Source organism: Lysinibacillus piscis (assembly GCF_026012395.1).
GTDB lineage: Bacteria > Bacillota > Bacilli > Bacillales_A > Planococcaceae > Lysinibacillus > Lysinibacillus piscis.
Window position 1 is genome coordinate 419,415 of the sequence record NZ_BRZA01000002.1, and the last position, 16,815, is coordinate 436,229.

The following is a 16,815-nucleotide window of genomic DNA, read 5'->3' on the forward strand; positions in this document are numbered from 1 at the left end:
CCGCCCCCTTCTTGGATAAGGGGACGATATGAATGAATATTTGGTTGCGATTACCACAAAGGTTTAATTGTATCATCTTCTTTTTCCGCGCTTAATTCGACTTGTAATGTTAAAACATAAAAATAGAAATAATAAGCACTACTAATAAATGCTAAGACGACAAGTATCCATGAGACGTGGAAAAAGTTAGCGAGAAATAGGCTTTGTAAAGGGAATAGCCAAACAATGCTAGTACTTTGTCTCGATTTTTGAGTGATATAAACAGGCTGCTGACAGTGTGGGCATTGTTTGTTCAAGGTTGCAAAATAGATTTTTCGACCTTCTTTGGCCGTTAGTACGTGTTGACAATGTGGACAGCTTGGTTGCTTTGTTTTCCGATTACTATAGGCAAAAAGCAGGAACGTAATATGCAGGATTGTCAAAATATATAGTACATGCCAAAACCATGCTTGTGTATCTGCTATGAACAAAGATGGTACAAATAATAAGAACACTATCGTGATGTAAAGTGTCACATAGCTGTGCCAGCGTAGTGCATCCTTCCATGTAGCATTTGCTATACGCAGGTGAATCAATAATAAATAGCTTGTAGAAAGCCACACATAGACTGGTAAAAGCAGTAATGTATTGAAAATTGGATAGCTAGCACGATCAATCGTATTCCACCAGATTATTAAGAGGATACCCCAGATAATCGGTGTGAGCATATGCCATGCCCACATTTGACGATAAGCACGTAAAATTTGTTTAGCTTTCCTAACAACAGGCTTCGTTTGCCAGCGTTCTGTTACATAGAGTAGGCGGATCGCCATGATGCTCGCTGTTAAGACAAGCAACAAGCTAATACTTGCTAGTAGGAGCAATTTTCGAAAATGCTTGTCATGTGTAGTCTCTAAATAGGAAAAGGCGTGATTTGCTGTTGTAAGCTGTGGCAATTCCATACTAAGGAGGATAAAAAAGATAGCTAAAGCGACAAAGCTTGATAAAACAATACGATATGGCCAATGACTAGGTGCGGTCACATGCCCTTGCTGCACTTTTTTCATAATACGTTGCCTTTGTTCCTCGGATAAATGGACACTATTCAATTCTTGTTTGAATTGTTTCATCCTCTAAAACCTCCTTATCTTGTAACGTTATTTTCAATTTTTCGCGTGCACGCTGGAGCCTTGATTTTAGTGTAGACTCTAAGGTATTAGTTAATGTGGCAATTTCACGTATCGAAAAATCTTCATAATAATACAGCAAGATGATTTCACGATATTTGATAGGTAATGCAAGGACCGCTTTGGTCACTTCACCACGTGACTCCATCTGGATGAGCAATTGCTCTGTTGTAGGGCTTGGCTTTCCTTGAATTTTTTCTAATAGCACTAAGCGCTTATTTTTCCAGCTTCGTAAATAGTCATAGCTACGATTAATGGTCATTTTGACTAAATACGTTTTTAATGTAGCATCGCCTTTATATTGGATTGATTTACGAGAATAATTGAAAAAAACATCTTGTACAACTTCTTCTGCTGCATTGATATCCTTCGTATAAATAAAGGCAACACGGTATAAATAATCGCCATATGTATGTATAATTTGCTCAATTTGCATTGCTCGTTCCTCCTTTCAGTTGTATAGACGGACGTTTTATCGAATAGGACGCAAAATGATCAAAATTTTTTATATAAAAATAAATTTTGTGGGAGCGTGACATTTTTGCATTGAAAAAATAACTTCTCAAGCTGTATCTAGTATTGTAAACTAGCAGTAGCTCCATATGACCTCTTTCCATAGAAGAGAGGTGCTTAGATGATCCAATCATTTTGGCAAAAGTATAAAAAAAGTATGCTAATCCCCAGTGTACTGCTTATCAGTGTACTTTGTTACTTCTATTTTTCAAATGAAACCTCTTCAACTCCCCAAGAAGAGCTGTTTGAACCAATCCAACCTATTGAACAACAAAATGAGACAACCCTTATAGAGACTGCGGTGAGTAAGCAAGTATTTGTCGATATAAAAGGTGCAGTGAAATCGCCTGGTGTCTATCAGCTGCGTGATGACCAACGTGTAATCGATGCGGTGCAACTGGCAGGCGGTTATGAGGACAATGCAGATACAAAATTTATTAATCACGCGCAAAAAGTACAGGATGAAATGGTGATTTATGTTCCAGTAGAGGGGGAGCAGGCAATAGAGCAAGCGAGCTTCCCTGTACAAAGTAGCGCCAGTATTATACAAGATGGCAAGGTGAATTTAAACCAAGCAGATGAAGAAACATTGACGACCTTAACAGGTATTGGACCAGCAAAGGCGAAAAGCATTATTGCTTACCGTGAGGAAAATGGCGGTTTCGGGCAGATTGAGGATTTAAAAAAAGTAAGTGGCATCGGTGAAAAAACGTACGAAAAGTTAAAAGATGCGATTACAGTAAAGTGATATTGACGTTTCTTTTCTAAAAGAGCTACACTAAACAAAGATAGTTTAGCTTGGTTCAGCTAATGCTGCTGAATGCAAGTAGCGCCTTAATCAAGATAGACTAGGGCGTCATTGATTGGAGGATGTCATATGGAGCGAATTACTTGGGATCAATTTTTCATGGCACAAAGTCATTTATTAGCATTGCGTAGTACGTGTACACGACTAGCGGTAGGTGCGACAATTGTTCGAGACAAACGCATTATTGCAGGGGGCTATAACGGTTCGATTACAGGGGACGAGCATTGTATTGAAAAGGGATGCTATGTTGTAGATAATCATTGTGTGCGCACCATTCATGCGGAAATGAATGCCCTTTTGCAATGTGCGAAATATGGTACACCGACAAGAGGAGCCGATTTATATGTAACACATTTTCCTTGTCTCCCTTGTACCAAATCCATTATTCAAGCAGGCATTGAGCGTGTCTACTATGCGACAGATTATAAAAATAATCCGTATGCACAGGAATTATTTCAAAAAGCAGGTGTCGAGGTCGTGCATGTACCTTTCGATGAACGTAAAATAGATTTTTTAAGCGAGGATAAACTAGCCCTGTATATCGACATGCTACACGCACTGCGAGAAAAGGGTGTGCCAGAAGAAGAATTACGCCCTTATGAACAAAGGGTGAGTGCATTATTTGGTAAAATAATTTAATGACTTTCAGATAGATACGCATCCTCTAACTATTGAGGAGGGATTTTTTGCTGAATCAACATAAATGGATTTATGTAGCACTTGCTGTACTTGTCGCCTCTTTAGCAGCACACAAGTCAGCATGGCTACTCACGTTCCTTTTTATTTTATTATTGCTACTCCTTTTGAAAGGGGAGCAACGTGCTGTGATAGCCCTTATGCTGGGCAGTGGCTTTTTCTCCTATGGCTTTATTATGCTTGGGCAACAGACCGAGCCCTCTCCCTTACCTTCCCAAATTCTGATTACATGGACAAATGAATATAAAGTGAATGGACAAAAGCTACGAGGCTTTGTGCAGACTGCAACAAAGGACAAATTGTATGTTGTTTATACATTCCATTCTGAGCAGGAGAAAAATTTCTTTGCAAAACATTCTTTAGCAGGCTCAGTCTATCAGGTGCAGGGTGAGTTAGTAGAGCCCGCACCAAAGGCACATGCATATGCCTTTTCCATGAACGATTATTTAAAGAGTAAAGGAGCAAGAGGTATTTTTGAGGTAACAGAATGGACATTTGTACAACAGCGCCAATCTTTCCAAACATGGCTGGCACAGCAGCGACATCGCATGAAAGTGCATATTGAACAAACATTTCCACCATCCCTTGTAGCAGAGGCACAGGCATTGCTATTTGGTATACAGGATGAGGTAGATGACGAATTGCAACGAGCCTATCAAAAGTTAGGTATTACGCATTTATTTGCGATTTCTGGACTACATGTTGCGCTTATTTCTTGGCTATTTTTTGAGGGGCTTTTGCGTTTACATGTACGCAAGGGCATTGCCACCTTTTCTTTACTGCTTATTTTACCGATATATGGTGTACTTGCAGGTAGTGCTCCGTCTGTATGGCGAGCAGTTTCGGTTGTGGAACTCATTTTGCTACTACGCTATTTTAATTGGCGATTAGCGATAGATGATGCACTAGCATGGAGCTTTATTGGTTTCGTGTTGCTAGAGCCAGGTGTTATTTTTCAAGTGGGCTTTCAGTTATCGTATTTAGCAACGGCTAGCTTGATTTATTCCAATCGTATTTTGAAAGAAGCAACGAATTGGCTATTGCGTTCTTTTTTGATTACCTTTGTTTGTCAATTGCTCGTTTATCCATTATTACTCTATCATTTTTATGAAATTTCCCTTTCCTCTTTCATCGCTAATATTTTTTTCGTTCCTCTGTTTTCCTTCATTATTTTACCGATTAATATCTTCCTCTTTCTGTTAACATTCATTTCAATGCCACTAGTTCATTTATGCTTTGTGTTTTACGAGCCTTTACGACTATGGTTAACGGCGTTTATTTTCTTTCTTCAACAGCTTCCTTATCAACTATGGTCACCAGGAAGACCTGCTATATGGCTATGCGGTATAGCGATGGTTAGTGCTATTGTTAGTCTTTATTTTTTAGAAATTAAGCGTTATGTATTATGCCTTATCGTACTTTTCCTACCAGCTTGTTGGATTCATTGGTCACCGATGTTTTTTTCGGAGATGAAAATAACCTTTTTAAATGTCGGACAAGGAGATTGTACGATTATTGAACTGCCTTACCGAAAAGCTGTCTACATGATTGATGCAGGAGGTGTTCTACGTTTTCAGCAAGCTAGGTGGAAAGCATCTAAGCAGCCATATGAAGTAGGTAAGCAAGTGGTTGTGCCATTTTTAAAGGGCAAAGGAATACGAATGATTGATATTTTCATTGTGACACATGCAGATGCAGACCATGTAGAAGGTGCGGAGGAAGTTTTACAGGAAATTGCTATGGGAGAAATCCATGTCACACCGCAATCAACGACTAAGCAGGTGATGCAGGATATACTGAAAGAAGCACAAAAACGGCATGTACCAGTAAAAGAAAAGATGCAGGGAACGAGCTGGCAGGTGAGAGAGACAGTGTTTCAATATTTATGGCCACATGATACAGACTATGAGGGCAATAATGATTCCATTGTGCTTTATATACAGCATGGTCGTTTTCGGGGGCTGCTGACAGGTGATTTAGAGGAAGCAGGAGAGCAAGGGCTACAGGCATTGTATGGTGAGCATTTAGCTAATCTTACGCTATTGAAAGCAGGGCATCATGGCAGTAAAACATCGAGCAGTGAGCCCTTTGTAGAGCTGGTACGCCCAATGTTAACGGTATTTAGTGCAGGTCTCCATAATCGCTATCATCACCCACATCAAGAGGTAGTAGAACGCTTTCACAGGCGACAACTACCAACATGGACAACAGGCATAGATGGTACACTTGAAATCAAAATAAAAAAAGACCTTGTCCAATAAACAAGGTCTTTTTTTATAGTGCTTACTTAGCAACGAAGTCTACAATTGTTGCGATGATAAACATTAGTGTGAAAACACCAAATGGTACAACGAAACCTATTGCAGAATCAATGGCATCGTTACGTTTGCATTGGATGTTTTTTCCTTCAAATGGATTCATAATTATCCCTCCACTTCTGCTATTTATTATAAGGCAACCGTTTTAGAAAAGCTATATTGAAAAGGAGAATTCATCATATAGAAGGCAATCGACACAATTCAGTCAAAAACATAGGGCAATCGTGTATACTAATAGTATAGCTAGATGGAGGAGAACGTATGATTTCAAAAGTATGGCAAAATATAAATAAAGGGCAACTGGCGCCCGTCTATTTACTTGTTGGGGAAGAAAGCTATTTTATTGATGAAACGATTAACCGTTTAAAAGAAGCACTAGGTTCGGAGGAAGAGCGAGAAGTGGCAACCTTTGACTTGGAGGAAGTGCCTGTAGATGTAGTGATTGATGAAGCAGATACGATTCCTTTTTTTTCAGAGCGCAAATTAATTATTGCGAAAAATGCTTCTTTTTTAAAGGCGAGTGAAAAAGGTAAAGAAAAAATAGACCATGATATGAAACGTCTTGAAACGTGGCTGGCGCATCCATCTGATTTTTCAGTAACAGTATTTATTGCGCCATATGAAAAATTAGATGAACGTAAAAAAGTGACGAAAATGATGAAAGAGCATGCTTTTCTTGTACAAGCAGAGACACCAAAAGAGCAGGATTTAACAGTTTGGATTCAAAGCATGGTAAAGGCAGAGGGCTGCACGATTGCTCAACCTGCCATTGAGCAGCTTGTTGCAATGGTAGGGGCTAATATGCTACAGTTGCAAATGGAGCTTGAAAAATTAACGCTTTATTTAGGACAGAGTGGTGAAATTACAGTAGCATTGGTAGAGGATTTAGTAGCGAAAACATTGGAGCAGGATGCGTTTAAAATGTTGAATGCTTATTTTGCAAACGACTCTGTCACAGCTTTGTCCATCTATCATGATTTACTGCGTCAAAAGCAAGAGCCCATTATGTTAGTTGGGTTACTCGCCTCTAATGTACGCACGATGTCTAATGTATTTTATTTATTAAAAAAGGGCTATCATCCACAACAAATTGCGAAAAATTTAAAAGTTCATCCATATCGCGTGAAGTTAATGGTTGAGCAGCGTAATCGCCCATCAGAGGAACGATTGTTGCAGGCATTGTATCAGCTAGCAGAGGTTGATTTGCAGTTGAAAACAGCAGGTGGTAATCGGGAAAGGTATTTGGAGTTATTTTTATTACGCAAATTATAGCGATCATAAAAGAATGAAAGGTAGAAACATGGATTGTACAATGTTTCTGCCTTTTTTGTACGATGTAAAAAAGATCAGCTCCCCTTATGATAGAGGTATCTGATCTTTTAACACCATTATTACGCTTTTTTTGCAAGGCGAGACTTTTTACGAGCCGCCGCGTTTTTGTGGATTAGTCCTTTTGAAGCTGCTTTGTCTAGTGCTTTGTGAGCAGATTGTACAAGCTCTTGTACATTTTCAGCATTTGCAGCAATAGCATTTTCAGCTTTTTTCACTGTAGTACGCATTGCAGATTTTGCTTGAGAGTTAGCAACGTTTGCTTTTGCGTTTACTTTTACGCGTTTAATCGCAGATTTAATGTTTGGCATATGTTTCACCTCCTAGAATAGGTACGAGATGATATCTTCTCATTAATTTCTTGTGTTTATACAACAAAAGTTATTTTAGCAAACACAGGGCTAAATTGCAATAGATAAATGCAAAGAATATTTACTTGACAGCTTGTGCAAACTGAATAATGAGGTGAATAACATGCAAAATGTAAATTGGCAACGAACAGATTTAGTGGATGAAGCGGAAGAAGTTGTATTACATCAAACAAAGGAACAGAAGGATAAGTTAGAACAAGCAAGTGGTGTTCAAATAGAAGATCGTCATGTAGGACGTGTGAAAATCACGGATGTCCGTGTCGATGCAACAGGTGAGAAGGGTATTGGTAAAAAAGAGGGGCGTTATATTACGTTATCGATTCCAACGTTAACGGTGGATGACCAAGATGGATTTCAACAAATGGAAAAAGTGTTATTGCAAAATTTTCAACAGTTACATGAAACGATTACATGGTCAAAAGACGCCAAAATTTTAATTATTGGGTTGGGCAATCGAACGATTACACCTGATGCCATTGGTCCATATTTGATTGATGAACTGCATAGTTTAGATGAAATTGATGATAAGTTTGTTATGTATGCACCTGGTGTGACAGGGCAAACAGGCTATGAGACAGGTGAGTTTGTGGCAGCACTTGCTGAACGATTAAAGCCAACCTTAATTATTGTGGTCGATGCCTTAGCAACACGTGCAAGTGAACGACTATGTAAAACCATTCAATTAACCGATACAGGCATTCATCCAGGCTCAGGGGTTGGCAATCAACGGCAAGAAATTTCAGCACAAACATTAGGTATTCCTGTCACAGCTATTGGTATTCCGACAGTAGTGGATGCGCCTGTCCTTATTGCAGGAGCAGTAGAAATGATGCTGCGTTCCATTACAACGCGTATAGCAGAACGTAACAAGCCTTCAGCAAAATTATCACTAACATCTTGGCAACCGACAAGTGAGCAAGAATTGGATATGACGCCGATCAAGCCGATTTTTGGCGAATGGGTAACATGGTCGAAGGAGGAACGTCAGCAATTATTTGAGGAAACGTTGGCGAGTGCACATACACAACTGATGGTAACGCCAAAGGAAGCTGATTATTGGACTGAGCGTTATGCCAAATTAATTGCTTCTATGCTTATGACGTGGGCACAAGATTTAGAGTAGAATAGAAAAAAGGTCGTTCTAAACAGCATGTCCTCTCCATACGATATGGGGAGGAGGGTGTGACTTTGCTAAAAAAATTACAATGGTCATTTGGTATATTGTTGTTTTTCTTCGTATTACCTGTCATTGCTGGGCAACTTCCGATTAACAAACAGCAGACATCAACTCCGATTCAACCACCTGAAGATAAGCAGGTTGTGTTTGCTGCCACCAATTTAGAAGAACAAATGGTATTAGAACAAACGAAAGAGCCTTTTAAAGCGTTAATATTATTCACCCATTCACATGAATCCTATCAACCGATTGTCAAAGCTGTTAGTGGCAAAATGGCGGTTTACGATGAAAAAACAAATATTTTTCAGCTACAAGAGGCCATTGCTAAACATTTCAGCATGAATGGGATACAAACGGATGTTTTGGATGTGGATGTCATGAAAGAAGTGAAATTACAGGGGAAAAATATGGCGGCTTCTTACAGCACTGTAAGACCGTTTTTGGCAAAACGCTTGCAGGAGCAGTCTTATGATGTAATCATTGACTTTCACCGAGATGCAACGAAAAAAGAAGCTTCTACCATTATGCACAATAACGAAAATTATGCACGTATATCGTTGGTTGTAGGAGCAGAGCATCCAAATTACAAATGGAATACCCAGTATGCAGAAACTTTATCTGCTACGATGAATAACATAGTACCTCAAATTTCAAAAGGGGTTATTTCAAAAAGTGGTGACAATGTAGACGGTCGCTACAATCAGGATTTGGCTAAGGAAATGCTGTTAATTGAGTTAGGTGGCATTGATAACACTGAGGATGAATTAAATCGTACGATTGCAGTGATCGGCAAAGCGATTGCCAAATCTTTCATGTTAGAAAAACAACCATCTTAAATAATATTTGAAATGTGAAGAAGGGGCGGGTAATCGATGTTGCCATGTCCCTTCTTGTGTTTTTTATTGAAAAATTATGTCATTCCACAAGGGATTTTTTTATTTTTGTAGAATATTTTATTCGTTTACAGAAAATAAAGGAGGATGAAAGTATGAAATTACTTGACCCAACGACCTTTGAAAATTGGATACCACCGCATTCAATTAAATGGTACAAGCAGCTTAGTCATCTACAAAAAAATTATGAATATCCGTGGCGTTCTGTACTTTCAGAGCCTAATGGAGAATCGATGTTTGATCAAATTGTCATGCAGACTATTCCGAATAAAAAAGTATTGGACGTTGGGTGTGGACATGGTGAATTCACACTTAAATGCAGTTTAGTAGCAAAAGAAATAGTTGGCTTTGATGCCACAGATAATTTCGTTCAAGTTGGAAATGACAATAAAAAATCAAATGCTTCTTTTATCGTAGGTAACATAAAAGATGGCTTACCATTTAAAGCAGAAGAGTTTAATTGTGCATACATAAGAAAGGGCCCGACCTCTGCGTATCTTGCCTTAAAGCAAGTGATAAAAAAGGGAGGAGCTATTATTGGACTTCATCCTGGAGATGCCTTAGGAAAGGAATTACCATTGTTATTTCCTCATCTCTTTGAAATATCAGAAGGAACACCTATATTGGATAGTATTGAACAAAAGCTTAAGCTAAGCAACTTTTCACAGTCACATATCAAAACAGTTGACAGTACGGAATATATCCAATCCCCACTAGATATATTGAAACTCCGCTGTTTTGGTCAACATCCATCTATTTTTGAAACGTTAAAAGAGAAAAATTTAACGCCCATAACGACTATTTTTGAGCAAAATGCTACTGAAAAAGGTTTACCTATCCATTTTTCACGATATATCGTTCAAATCATTGTTTAAAAGTACAATAATCTATTAAAACCTGTCAACTGCTGATACGATGGGATTTAAGCGCTATATGTTGTTGTACTTTGCATCTCGTTCATAGTATAATTCAATATAGTTTAATTAGGAGTGGAAAAAATGAACCGAGAAGCACGTTTAAAAAGACAAGAGAATATTCGAAATTTCTCTATTATTGCACATATCGACCACGGGAAATCAACGCTTGCTGACCGTATTTTAGAGCAAACGAAGTCCTTAACCTCTCGTGAAATGAAAGCACAACTCCTCGATTCCATGGATTTAGAGCGTGAGCGAGGTATTACGATTAAATTGAATGCTGTACAATTAAAGTATGAAGCAAAGGATGGAGAAGTGTATACATTCCATCTAATCGACACACCAGGACACGTCGATTTTACGTATGAAGTATCACGTAGTTTAGCTGCTTGTGAAGGCGCTATTTTAGTCGTGGATGCGGCACAAGGTATCGAGGCACAAACATTAGCAAACGTTTATTTAGCATTGGATAATGACTTAGAAATTTTACCTGTTATCAACAAAATCGACTTACCAGCAGCAGACCCAGAGCGTGTTCGTCAAGAGGTGGAAGATGTGATTGGTTTAGATGCATCGGAAGCGGTATTAGCCTCTGCGAAAGCGGGTATTGGTATTGAAGATATTTTAGAGCAAATTGTTGAAAAGGTTCCTGCACCAACTGGTGATCCAGAAGCACCATTACAAGCACTGATTTTCGACTCTGTATATGATGCCTACAAAGGTGTTATTATTTCGATTCGTGTTATGGAAGGTACAGTCAAAGCGGGCGATAAAATCCGTATGATGGCTACAGGCGCAGAATTTGAAGTCATTGAGGTTGGCGTACATACACCAAAAGTCGCTCCACAAGCTGAGTTAACGGTAGGGGATGTAGGGTATTTAACAGCCTCTATTAAAAATGTAGGCGATACACGTGTAGGGGATACAGTAACATTTGCAAATCGCCCAGCAGAAGCACCATTAGCAGGTTATCGCCGTTTGAATCCAATGGTGTACTGTGGTTTATATCCAATTGATACAGCTAAATATAATGATTTACGTGAAGCGTTAGAAAAATTAGAGCTGAATGATTCTGCCTTGCAATATGAGCCTGAAACATCTCAGGCACTTGGTTTCGGTTTCCGTTGTGGTTTCTTAGGACTGTTGCATATGGAAATTATTCAAGAGCGTATTGAACGTGAATTTAATATTGATTTAATTACGACAGCACCTTCTGTAATCTATGATGTGCACTTAACAGATGGTTCGACATTGAAGGTAGACAACCCATCCTTTATGCCAGATCCACAAAAAATTGACCGTGTAGAAGAACCATATGTAAAAGCAACAATTATGGTACCGAATGATTATGTTGGGGCAGTAATGGAGCTTTGCCAAATGAAGCGTGGGAATTTCATGACAATGGATTATATTGATACATCTCGTGTCAGCATCATTTACGAAATTCCATTAGCTGAAATTGTTTATGATTTCTTTGATTATTTAAAATCAAATACAAAAGGCTATGCGTCGTTTGACTATGAGTTAATTGGTTACCAGCCATCGAAATTAGTGAAGATGGATATTTTATTAAACGGTGAACAGGTCGATGCGCTGAGCTTTATCGTACATCGTGATTTTGCCTACGAGCGTGGAAAAGTGATTGTAGAAAAATTAAAAGAATTAATCCCACGTCAGCAATTTGAAGTGCCTGTACAAGCAGCAATTGGTCAAAAAGTAGTGGCACGTTCTACAATTAAAGCCATTCGTAAAAACGTATTAGCGAAATGTTATGGTGGAGATATTTCACGTAAACGTAAGCTATTAGATAAGCAAAAAGAAGGTAAAAAACGAATGAAGCAAGTTGGCTCTGTGGAAGTACCTCAGGAGGCGTTTATGGCAGTATTGAAGATGGATGATAGTAAGTAGTAGTGGGCTACAGTCTTGGGAAAAGGCTAATGCTCATTTTCATAGAAAAACTTGCCGATTAGTTTATAACTGATTGGCAAGTTTTATTTCATTTGCAAATGAAGCATTTTATTGATAGTCGATACCGAAAATACAATTGTTAGATGTCCAAGTGATGATTTTTTCATCATTATTTGTTTCATAAAATTCGGATAATAATTCATTCCACTTCTCTAGCTTACTCTCCTCGATGTGTAAAACGCCATTCCCGTTTAGAAGCATAATATAGTTTGCAGAAATTAATGCTGTGCGTTTATTGCCATCCCAGAAAATTTGTGTGCGCATAGCATAATACATGTATTTCAATGCGCGGTGAGTGGTTGAAACGCTATCGTCTGTTAAAAGAGATTGAATATGTGCTGTTACTTTATGCTCTACAGGAATACTAGGCTGATAATTAACGCCATGAATACCGACATTTCCATTTCGTACAACACCCCATGCAAGTGATTCATTATAGGATACAAAGGAATTAATTTTTTTTGCCACTTCCAATGTAAATGGAGCTGATTCTTTTAAAATATAGGTATAGGCATTTTTTAAATTTAAAATTATTTGAATATCGTCCATGCTTACGCCACTAACACTCATACCTTCAACAATGGTTTTGGTCTGAGGGAATGTTGTATTTACTTTTTCAAGTCGTGAATTTGCGTGTATGAGTTCGACTAATGACTTTTTTAATAAAAATCTAGATTCACGTTCACTTAGATTATATTTATTGTTTATGTTAAACATTATTTTTACTTAACTCCTTTTATTTCGGATATTCAGGTTTTTTTATCATTTTTTATTTTTGATTCGCTCTTTCATTCCTGTTTCACCTGTTAAGTAAGATATTAGAAAAGAAAGTAGTGTAAGTCAATATTGTTCATTGTTCATGAATGAAAGTAGCTTACATAGTATTTATGATATGTACTACGATTGCCCTAGCAATGAAGCTTTTTAGTAATCGTTTTTAGCTGTAACATGAACGCCTTTATTTTACAATAGTGATAGACACTCACCTAGCTCTTTCAGCGTGTATATAAAAAATAAGGGGGAATTCCGATTCGTAAGCAATTATGGATTTTACTGATGATGGTGGTCATTTGTTTAATGGGATGTTCAAGTAACGCTATTTCAGGAAAGAAACCGCCGAGTGTTCAGCTTGAAATTGGTGGTAAAACCTATCCGACCACACTTGGGACGTATTGCTGGAAAAGTGGCTGTGTCGATACGGCTGGACCAATTGAAATATTGCGTGATAAAGAGACGATCAAGGTGCAATCAGGGGAGACTGTGGGCATCGTGATGGATTATCAGCCACAACCGAGTAAAGTGTATCTTGAAGAGGTGCGAGAAAATCAGGAAACCGTTGAGATTACAGTAACAGCTAATCAATTTACAGCACCTACACAACAAGGCATTTATTATTATTCTTATGGTGTATGGTGGTTGAGTGACGAAGACGGGCATATGTCAAATGGTGATGCTTTTTATGTTTTCGCTTTAGAAGTACAGTAAGGTATAGTTAAACTATTCATTTGAAAGGAGTATTGATGATGTTAAAAGATGAAGTATTTGCGCAGTTAAAAACAGCGATGAAAGAAAAAGATGTGTTGGCGAAAGGTGTATTAACGCTTGTAAAATCAGCACTAGATTTAGCTGAAAAGGAAAAAGGTACTGCTTTATCACCAGAAGAGGAAATGGCGATTATTAATCGTGAGGTAAAGCAAACAAATCAAGCATTAGAAGGTGCAACACAGGCGGAACGAGCTGATTTAGTAGAGAAAGAGCAAGCGAAACTAGCACTTTTAAAATCGTTTTTGCCAAAGCAGCTATCTGAAGAAGAAATTGCCTACAAATTAGTAGCAGCAGGGGTAACGAAGGGCATGAACATGGGAGATGCCATGAAAATTGCTAAGCCGCTATTAAATGGACAGGCTGAAGGAGCGGTTATATCTAAAGTTGTGAAAAGCTTGATTTAACTGTAAAAGGAATCTCCTGGCAATTGAGGAGATTCCTTTTTTTATTGAACAAACTGCATCAATTCCTCGACATGTTTGACTATTGCATCTGGCTCTAATTTATAGTGTGTCGTGTCACAATGCTCTAGCCATTGAACAGCTATTGTGAAAACATTCGCTTGCTTGCCTGCTTGAATATCCGCATCACTATCCCCAACAAACACTGCTTCACTTGAATCGACATTTAATAAATCGAGTGCTTGCTGTAATCCTTCTGGATGGGGTTTGGGCTGTACGACATCATCGCCTGTGATAATGACCTCAAATAGATTTTCCATCTGTAGGGCTTGTAACGAAATATCCAAGCTACGTCTTGCTTTTCCTGTCACGATGCCTAATTTATAGTCTGCTTTTAGGCTATTTAAAAGCTGGGCTATTGCCGTGTTTGCTTGAACAAAATGGGCATGCTGTTCAGTGTAAGCTTTATAGTAAAGCTCAATTGCTTTATCAACATCAGGGTGCTGTAAATTTTGCTGAATAATACCTGTTTCGGATGGTCCAAACATCGCTTTAATGTCATCATTCGTTACTGAACGAGCATCGAATTGCTGAAATACTTGCTGAAAGGCATAGAAGCAAATTGGTAATGTATCTGCTAATGTACCATCAAAATCAAAGATAATCGCCTTCATCTTTAGCCACTCCTTTCATTCTTGAAGACAACTATACCATAGAGTGTATACCCTGAAAATCCATTTTAAAGAATGATTATCTCAGTCATTTGCCCTAAATTTTGCATTTAACCTTTTCTTTTTCCTGTGAAATTGTTAATGTAGGACATGCAGGAAAGGTAGAGGTGACAGGATGAATAAAGTATTTAGTGCATTGCTATTAGTGACAGCATTAGCAGCAATTGAAGGAACGATTGTCAGTACAGCGATTCCAAGTATTACGGCTGACTTATTAGGTGTGGATTTAATTAGCTGGATTTACTCCGCTTATTTATTGGCATCTGCTATTGCAGCGATTATTTTTGGGAAATTGGCTGATTTATTTGGACGTAAACGTATGATTATCATTGGGATTTTGATTTTCCTAGTTGGTTCCATGCTTTGTGGGCTCGCACAATCGATGGAGCAGTTAATCATTTTCCGTGCAATCCAAGGTATTGGAGCAGGCTCGATTTTACCATTAACGCTGACGATGGTAGGGGAATTGTTCCCCACGGAGAAAGCACGTGCTAAAGGACAAGGTTATTTAAGCATGGTATGGGGCGTGTCAGGTGTGATTGGGCCATTATTTGGTGGCTTTATTGTGGATAATATTTCATGGCATTATATTTTCTTCATTAATGTTCCATTTGGCTTAGCAGCGATTTATTTAATTGCGAAGCATTATCAAGAGGCAATTGTAGCTGTAAAACGTAAAATTGATTACTTAGGTGCGGTGTTATTTACGATTGGTATGATTGCATTACTATATGCCATTATTGACAATAGTAAAACACAGATGTGGCTATCGACACAGTCATTGTCTTTATATGCAGTAGCTATCGTATTTTTAGCCATATTTATTGTCGTGGAGTTACGTGCTGAAGAGCCGATTATTCCACTATCCTTATTTAAAAATGGACGTTTGATGGCTGTTAATGGCTTAACATTAAGTGGTATGTCTGTCGTGATTGGCGTTACCGTATATATTCCTATTTTTGCCCAAAGTGTACTTGACAAAAATGCGACACAGGCTGGGTTAATGTTGACACCGTTGTCTGTACTTTGGACGGTCAATGCCATTGTAGCAGGTAATCTCATCGGGCGTTTAACAAATAAGCGCATTATTCAAATCGGTGCGATTTTATTAGTAGGTGGTACATTATTATTAGCTGGCTTATCAAGTACATCAGGAGAAGCTCGTGTCTATATTGGCTCTTCGATTGTAGGGCTTGGAATGGGCTTAATTATGCCGATGTTAATGATCTCTATTCAAAAAGTAGCTGATCCGAAACAGCTAGGTACATCGATTGGCTTAAATTCCTTTATGAATACATTTAGCCAAGCGTTAGGGGCAGCATTATTTGGTATGTTATTTAACATTGCGACAAGTGCGGATATGGCCTCACTTGGCAAAGGGGAAATTCAGCTAAACGGTGAGTTCGCTAAAGCGGGCTTTAGTGCGCAGGAAGTTCAATTTTTAAAGGATACGATTGCAAATGGTGTAGGGTATGTTTATATAGCAGCACTTGTTTTTGCTGTGATGGCCTTTGTGCTTGCGTTCTTTATCGCTACAAAAACAAAACAACAAGCATAGTAGAAAGCCCAGAAGCATGGATGACATGGTTCTGGGCTTTTGTGTTATCTTGATTCAGCAAATGGTTTTTGTATCGAAAGTGAAGCGTCAGATACAGAAGCTCACTTCCGTTACAGGGAGGGGATGAATGCCTATGTTTACTTCCATAGAGTGGGTGTCCAAACGCCTGTATCTGTTGCTGACGCTGCGCTTTCGCACAAAAAAGATTGTCGCTACGTTGCACTGCGCTTTCGATACAAATGTTTTCTGCGCGAAAGTGAAACGTCAGCGGCAAATAAAAAGATATTCACTGAATCAAGATAAAGCCCCGGCGGATGTTGTACCTGACGCTAACGCTTTCGGTACAGAAAAACATGTGCTGACGCTGCGTTTCACTCCGCTTTCGCACAGAAAAACCGTGTGTCATGGATTTTGAGGGCCTACA

General features: G+C 38.6%; 18 protein-coding genes. 12 read left to right on the plus strand and 6 right to left on the minus strand.

The features are described 5' to 3' along the window. Positions 1-50: 50 nt before the first annotated feature. Both OPF91_RS08390 and OPF91_RS08395 read right to left on the minus strand, forming a co-directional pair. On the minus strand, positions 51-1,109 hold the full coding sequence (locus OPF91_RS08390; protein WP_264988297.1) for a hypothetical protein: 1,059 nt from the start codon (positions 1,107-1,109) through the stop codon (positions 51-53). Continuing rightward, on the minus strand, positions 1,081-1,602 hold the full coding sequence (locus OPF91_RS08395) for a sigma-70 family RNA polymerase sigma factor (protein ID WP_264988298.1): 522 nt from the start codon (positions 1,600-1,602) through the stop codon (positions 1,081-1,083). The genes OPF91_RS08390 and OPF91_RS08395 overlap by 29 nt, the downstream gene beginning before the upstream one ends. A gap of 198 nt (positions 1,603-1,800) precedes the next feature. Here OPF91_RS08395 and OPF91_RS08400 point away from each other — a divergent pair, with 198 nt between their 5' ends. The 3 genes from OPF91_RS08400 to OPF91_RS08410 all read left to right on the plus strand — a co-directional run bounded on the left by OPF91_RS08400 (position 1,801) and on the right by OPF91_RS08410 (position 5,444). After that, positions 1,801-2,427 (plus strand): helix-hairpin-helix domain-containing protein, encoded by a 627-nt coding sequence (locus OPF91_RS08400; RefSeq protein WP_264988299.1) that lies wholly within the window; start codon positions 1,801-1,803, stop codon positions 2,425-2,427. Between the two features lie 129 nt (positions 2,428-2,556). Further along, on the plus strand, positions 2,557-3,126 hold the full coding sequence (locus OPF91_RS08405; protein WP_264988300.1) for a ComE operon protein 2: 570 nt from the start codon (positions 2,557-2,559) through the stop codon (positions 3,124-3,126). A gap of 47 nt (positions 3,127-3,173) precedes the next feature. Further along, entirely contained in the window at positions 3,174-5,444 is a 2,271-nt protein-coding gene (locus OPF91_RS08410) for a DNA internalization-related competence protein ComEC/Rec2 (protein ID WP_309297419.1), read from the plus strand. Positions 5,445-5,466: 22 nt separating this feature from the next. Here the strand turns inward: OPF91_RS08410 and OPF91_RS08415 are convergent, their stop codons facing one another. Further along, positions 5,467-5,604 carry a YqzM family protein gene (locus OPF91_RS08415; RefSeq protein ID WP_264988301.1) on the minus strand — a complete coding sequence of 46 codons (138 nt, stop codon included), beginning with the start codon at positions 5,602-5,604 and terminating at the stop codon, positions 5,467-5,469. A 158-nt stretch (positions 5,605-5,762) separates the two neighbouring features. Here OPF91_RS08415 and holA point away from each other — a divergent pair, with 158 nt between their 5' ends. Next, the gene (gene holA / locus OPF91_RS08420) at positions 5,763-6,773 is read left to right on the plus strand and encodes a DNA polymerase III subunit delta (protein ID WP_264988302.1); all 1,011 of its coding nucleotides are present in this window, start codon (positions 5,763-5,765) and stop codon (positions 6,771-6,773) included. 119 nt (positions 6,774-6,892) lie between these two features. On the opposite strand, the gene rpsT is transcribed toward holA, so the two are convergent. Further along, a complete protein-coding gene (rpsT, locus tag OPF91_RS08425; RefSeq protein ID WP_264988303.1) occupies positions 6,893-7,141 on the minus strand; it encodes a 30S ribosomal protein S20 in 249 nt (82 codons plus the stop codon). Positions 7,142-7,304: 163 nt separating this feature from the next. On the opposite strand from rpsT, the gene gpr reads away from it, so the two are divergent. From gpr to lepA, 4 genes are all read left to right on the plus strand, one after another. Beyond that, positions 7,305-8,324 carry a GPR endopeptidase gene (gene gpr / locus OPF91_RS08430; protein ID WP_264988304.1) on the plus strand — a complete coding sequence of 340 codons (1,020 nt, stop codon included), beginning with the start codon at positions 7,305-7,307 and terminating at the stop codon, positions 8,322-8,324. Positions 8,325-8,383: 59 nt separating this feature from the next. Further along, complete coding sequence (gene spoIIP / locus OPF91_RS08435) at positions 8,384-9,214, plus strand: stage II sporulation protein P (RefSeq protein WP_264988305.1); 831 nt, start codon at positions 8,384-8,386, stop codon at positions 9,212-9,214. Between the two features lie 152 nt (positions 9,215-9,366). Beyond that, positions 9,367-10,146, plus strand: a complete 780-nt coding sequence (locus tag OPF91_RS08440) for a class I SAM-dependent methyltransferase (RefSeq protein WP_264988306.1) — start codon at positions 9,367-9,369, stop codon at positions 10,144-10,146. A gap of 123 nt (positions 10,147-10,269) precedes the next feature. Then, positions 10,270-12,096 carry a translation elongation factor 4 gene (gene lepA / locus OPF91_RS08445; protein WP_264988307.1) on the plus strand — a complete coding sequence of 609 codons (1,827 nt, stop codon included), beginning with the start codon at positions 10,270-10,272 and terminating at the stop codon, positions 12,094-12,096. A gap of 108 nt (positions 12,097-12,204) precedes the next feature. Here the strand turns inward: lepA and OPF91_RS08450 are convergent, their stop codons facing one another. Next, entirely contained in the window at positions 12,205-12,873 is a 669-nt protein-coding gene (locus tag OPF91_RS08450) for a Fic family protein (RefSeq protein WP_264988308.1), read from the minus strand. A gap of 360 nt (positions 12,874-13,233) precedes the next feature. On the opposite strand from OPF91_RS08450, the gene OPF91_RS08455 reads away from it, so the two are divergent. Both OPF91_RS08455 and OPF91_RS08460 read left to right on the plus strand, forming a co-directional pair. After that, entirely contained in the window at positions 13,234-13,641 is a 408-nt protein-coding gene (locus OPF91_RS08455; protein ID WP_264988309.1) for a hypothetical protein, read from the plus strand. Positions 13,642-13,679: 38 nt separating this feature from the next. Next, positions 13,680-14,105, plus strand: coding sequence for a GatB/YqeY domain-containing protein (locus OPF91_RS08460; protein WP_264988310.1), 426 nt, complete (start codon positions 13,680-13,682; stop codon positions 14,103-14,105). Positions 14,106-14,146: 41 nt separating this feature from the next. Here OPF91_RS08460 and OPF91_RS08465 read toward each other — a convergent pair whose 3' ends face one another. Next, positions 14,147-14,776: an HAD family hydrolase gene (locus OPF91_RS08465; protein ID WP_264988311.1), complete on the minus strand. Its 630-nt coding sequence runs from the start codon at positions 14,774-14,776 to the stop codon at positions 14,147-14,149. A gap of 172 nt (positions 14,777-14,948) precedes the next feature. Between OPF91_RS08465 and OPF91_RS08470 the strand changes: the two genes are divergently transcribed. Further along, a complete protein-coding gene (locus OPF91_RS08470) occupies positions 14,949-16,391 on the plus strand; it encodes an MDR family MFS transporter (protein ID WP_264988312.1) in 1,443 nt (480 codons plus the stop codon). 127 nt (positions 16,392-16,518) lie between these two features. Then, a complete protein-coding gene (locus OPF91_RS08475) occupies positions 16,519-16,806 on the plus strand; it encodes a hypothetical protein (RefSeq protein ID WP_264988313.1) in 288 nt (95 codons plus the stop codon). Positions 16,807-16,815 lie beyond the last annotated feature (9 nt).

Bases quoted from the DNA above. Each gene is read 5' to 3' on its own strand.
- OPF91_RS08390 (WP_264988297.1), bottom strand. From the start codon at position 1,109: ATGAAACAATTCAAACAAGAATTGAATAGTGTCCATTTATCCGAGGAA.
- OPF91_RS08395 (WP_264988298.1), bottom strand. From the start codon at position 1,602: ATGCAAATTGAGCAAATTATACATACATATGGCGATTATTTATACCGT.
- OPF91_RS08400 (WP_264988299.1), top strand. From the start codon at position 1,801: ATGATCCAATCATTTTGGCAAAAGTATAAAAAAAGTATGCTAATCCCC.
- OPF91_RS08405 (WP_264988300.1), top strand. From the start codon at position 2,557: ATGGAGCGAATTACTTGGGATCAATTTTTCATGGCACAAAGTCATTTA.
- OPF91_RS08415 (WP_264988301.1), bottom strand. From the start codon at position 5,604: ATGAATCCATTTGAAGGAAAAAACATCCAATGCAAACGTAACGATGCC.
- holA (WP_264988302.1), top strand. From the start codon at position 5,763: ATGATTTCAAAAGTATGGCAAAATATAAATAAAGGGCAACTGGCGCCC.
- rpsT (WP_264988303.1), bottom strand. From the start codon at position 7,141: ATGCCAAACATTAAATCTGCGATTAAACGCGTAAAAGTAAACGCAAAA.
- gpr (WP_264988304.1), top strand. From the start codon at position 7,305: ATGCAAAATGTAAATTGGCAACGAACAGATTTAGTGGATGAAGCGGAA.
- OPF91_RS08440 (WP_264988306.1), top strand. From the start codon at position 9,367: ATGAAATTACTTGACCCAACGACCTTTGAAAATTGGATACCACCGCAT.
- lepA (WP_264988307.1), top strand. From the start codon at position 10,270: ATGAACCGAGAAGCACGTTTAAAAAGACAAGAGAATATTCGAAATTTC.
- OPF91_RS08450 (WP_264988308.1), bottom strand. From the start codon at position 12,873: ATGTTTAACATAAACAATAAATATAATCTAAGTGAACGTGAATCTAGA.
- OPF91_RS08455 (WP_264988309.1), top strand. From the start codon at position 13,234: ATGGGATGTTCAAGTAACGCTATTTCAGGAAAGAAACCGCCGAGTGTT.
- OPF91_RS08460 (WP_264988310.1), top strand. From the start codon at position 13,680: ATGTTAAAAGATGAAGTATTTGCGCAGTTAAAAACAGCGATGAAAGAA.
- OPF91_RS08465 (WP_264988311.1), bottom strand. From the start codon at position 14,776: ATGAAGGCGATTATCTTTGATTTTGATGGTACATTAGCAGATACATTA.
- OPF91_RS08470 (WP_264988312.1), top strand. From the start codon at position 14,949: ATGAATAAAGTATTTAGTGCATTGCTATTAGTGACAGCATTAGCAGCA.
- OPF91_RS08475 (WP_264988313.1), top strand. From the start codon at position 16,519: ATGCCTATGTTTACTTCCATAGAGTGGGTGTCCAAACGCCTGTATCTG.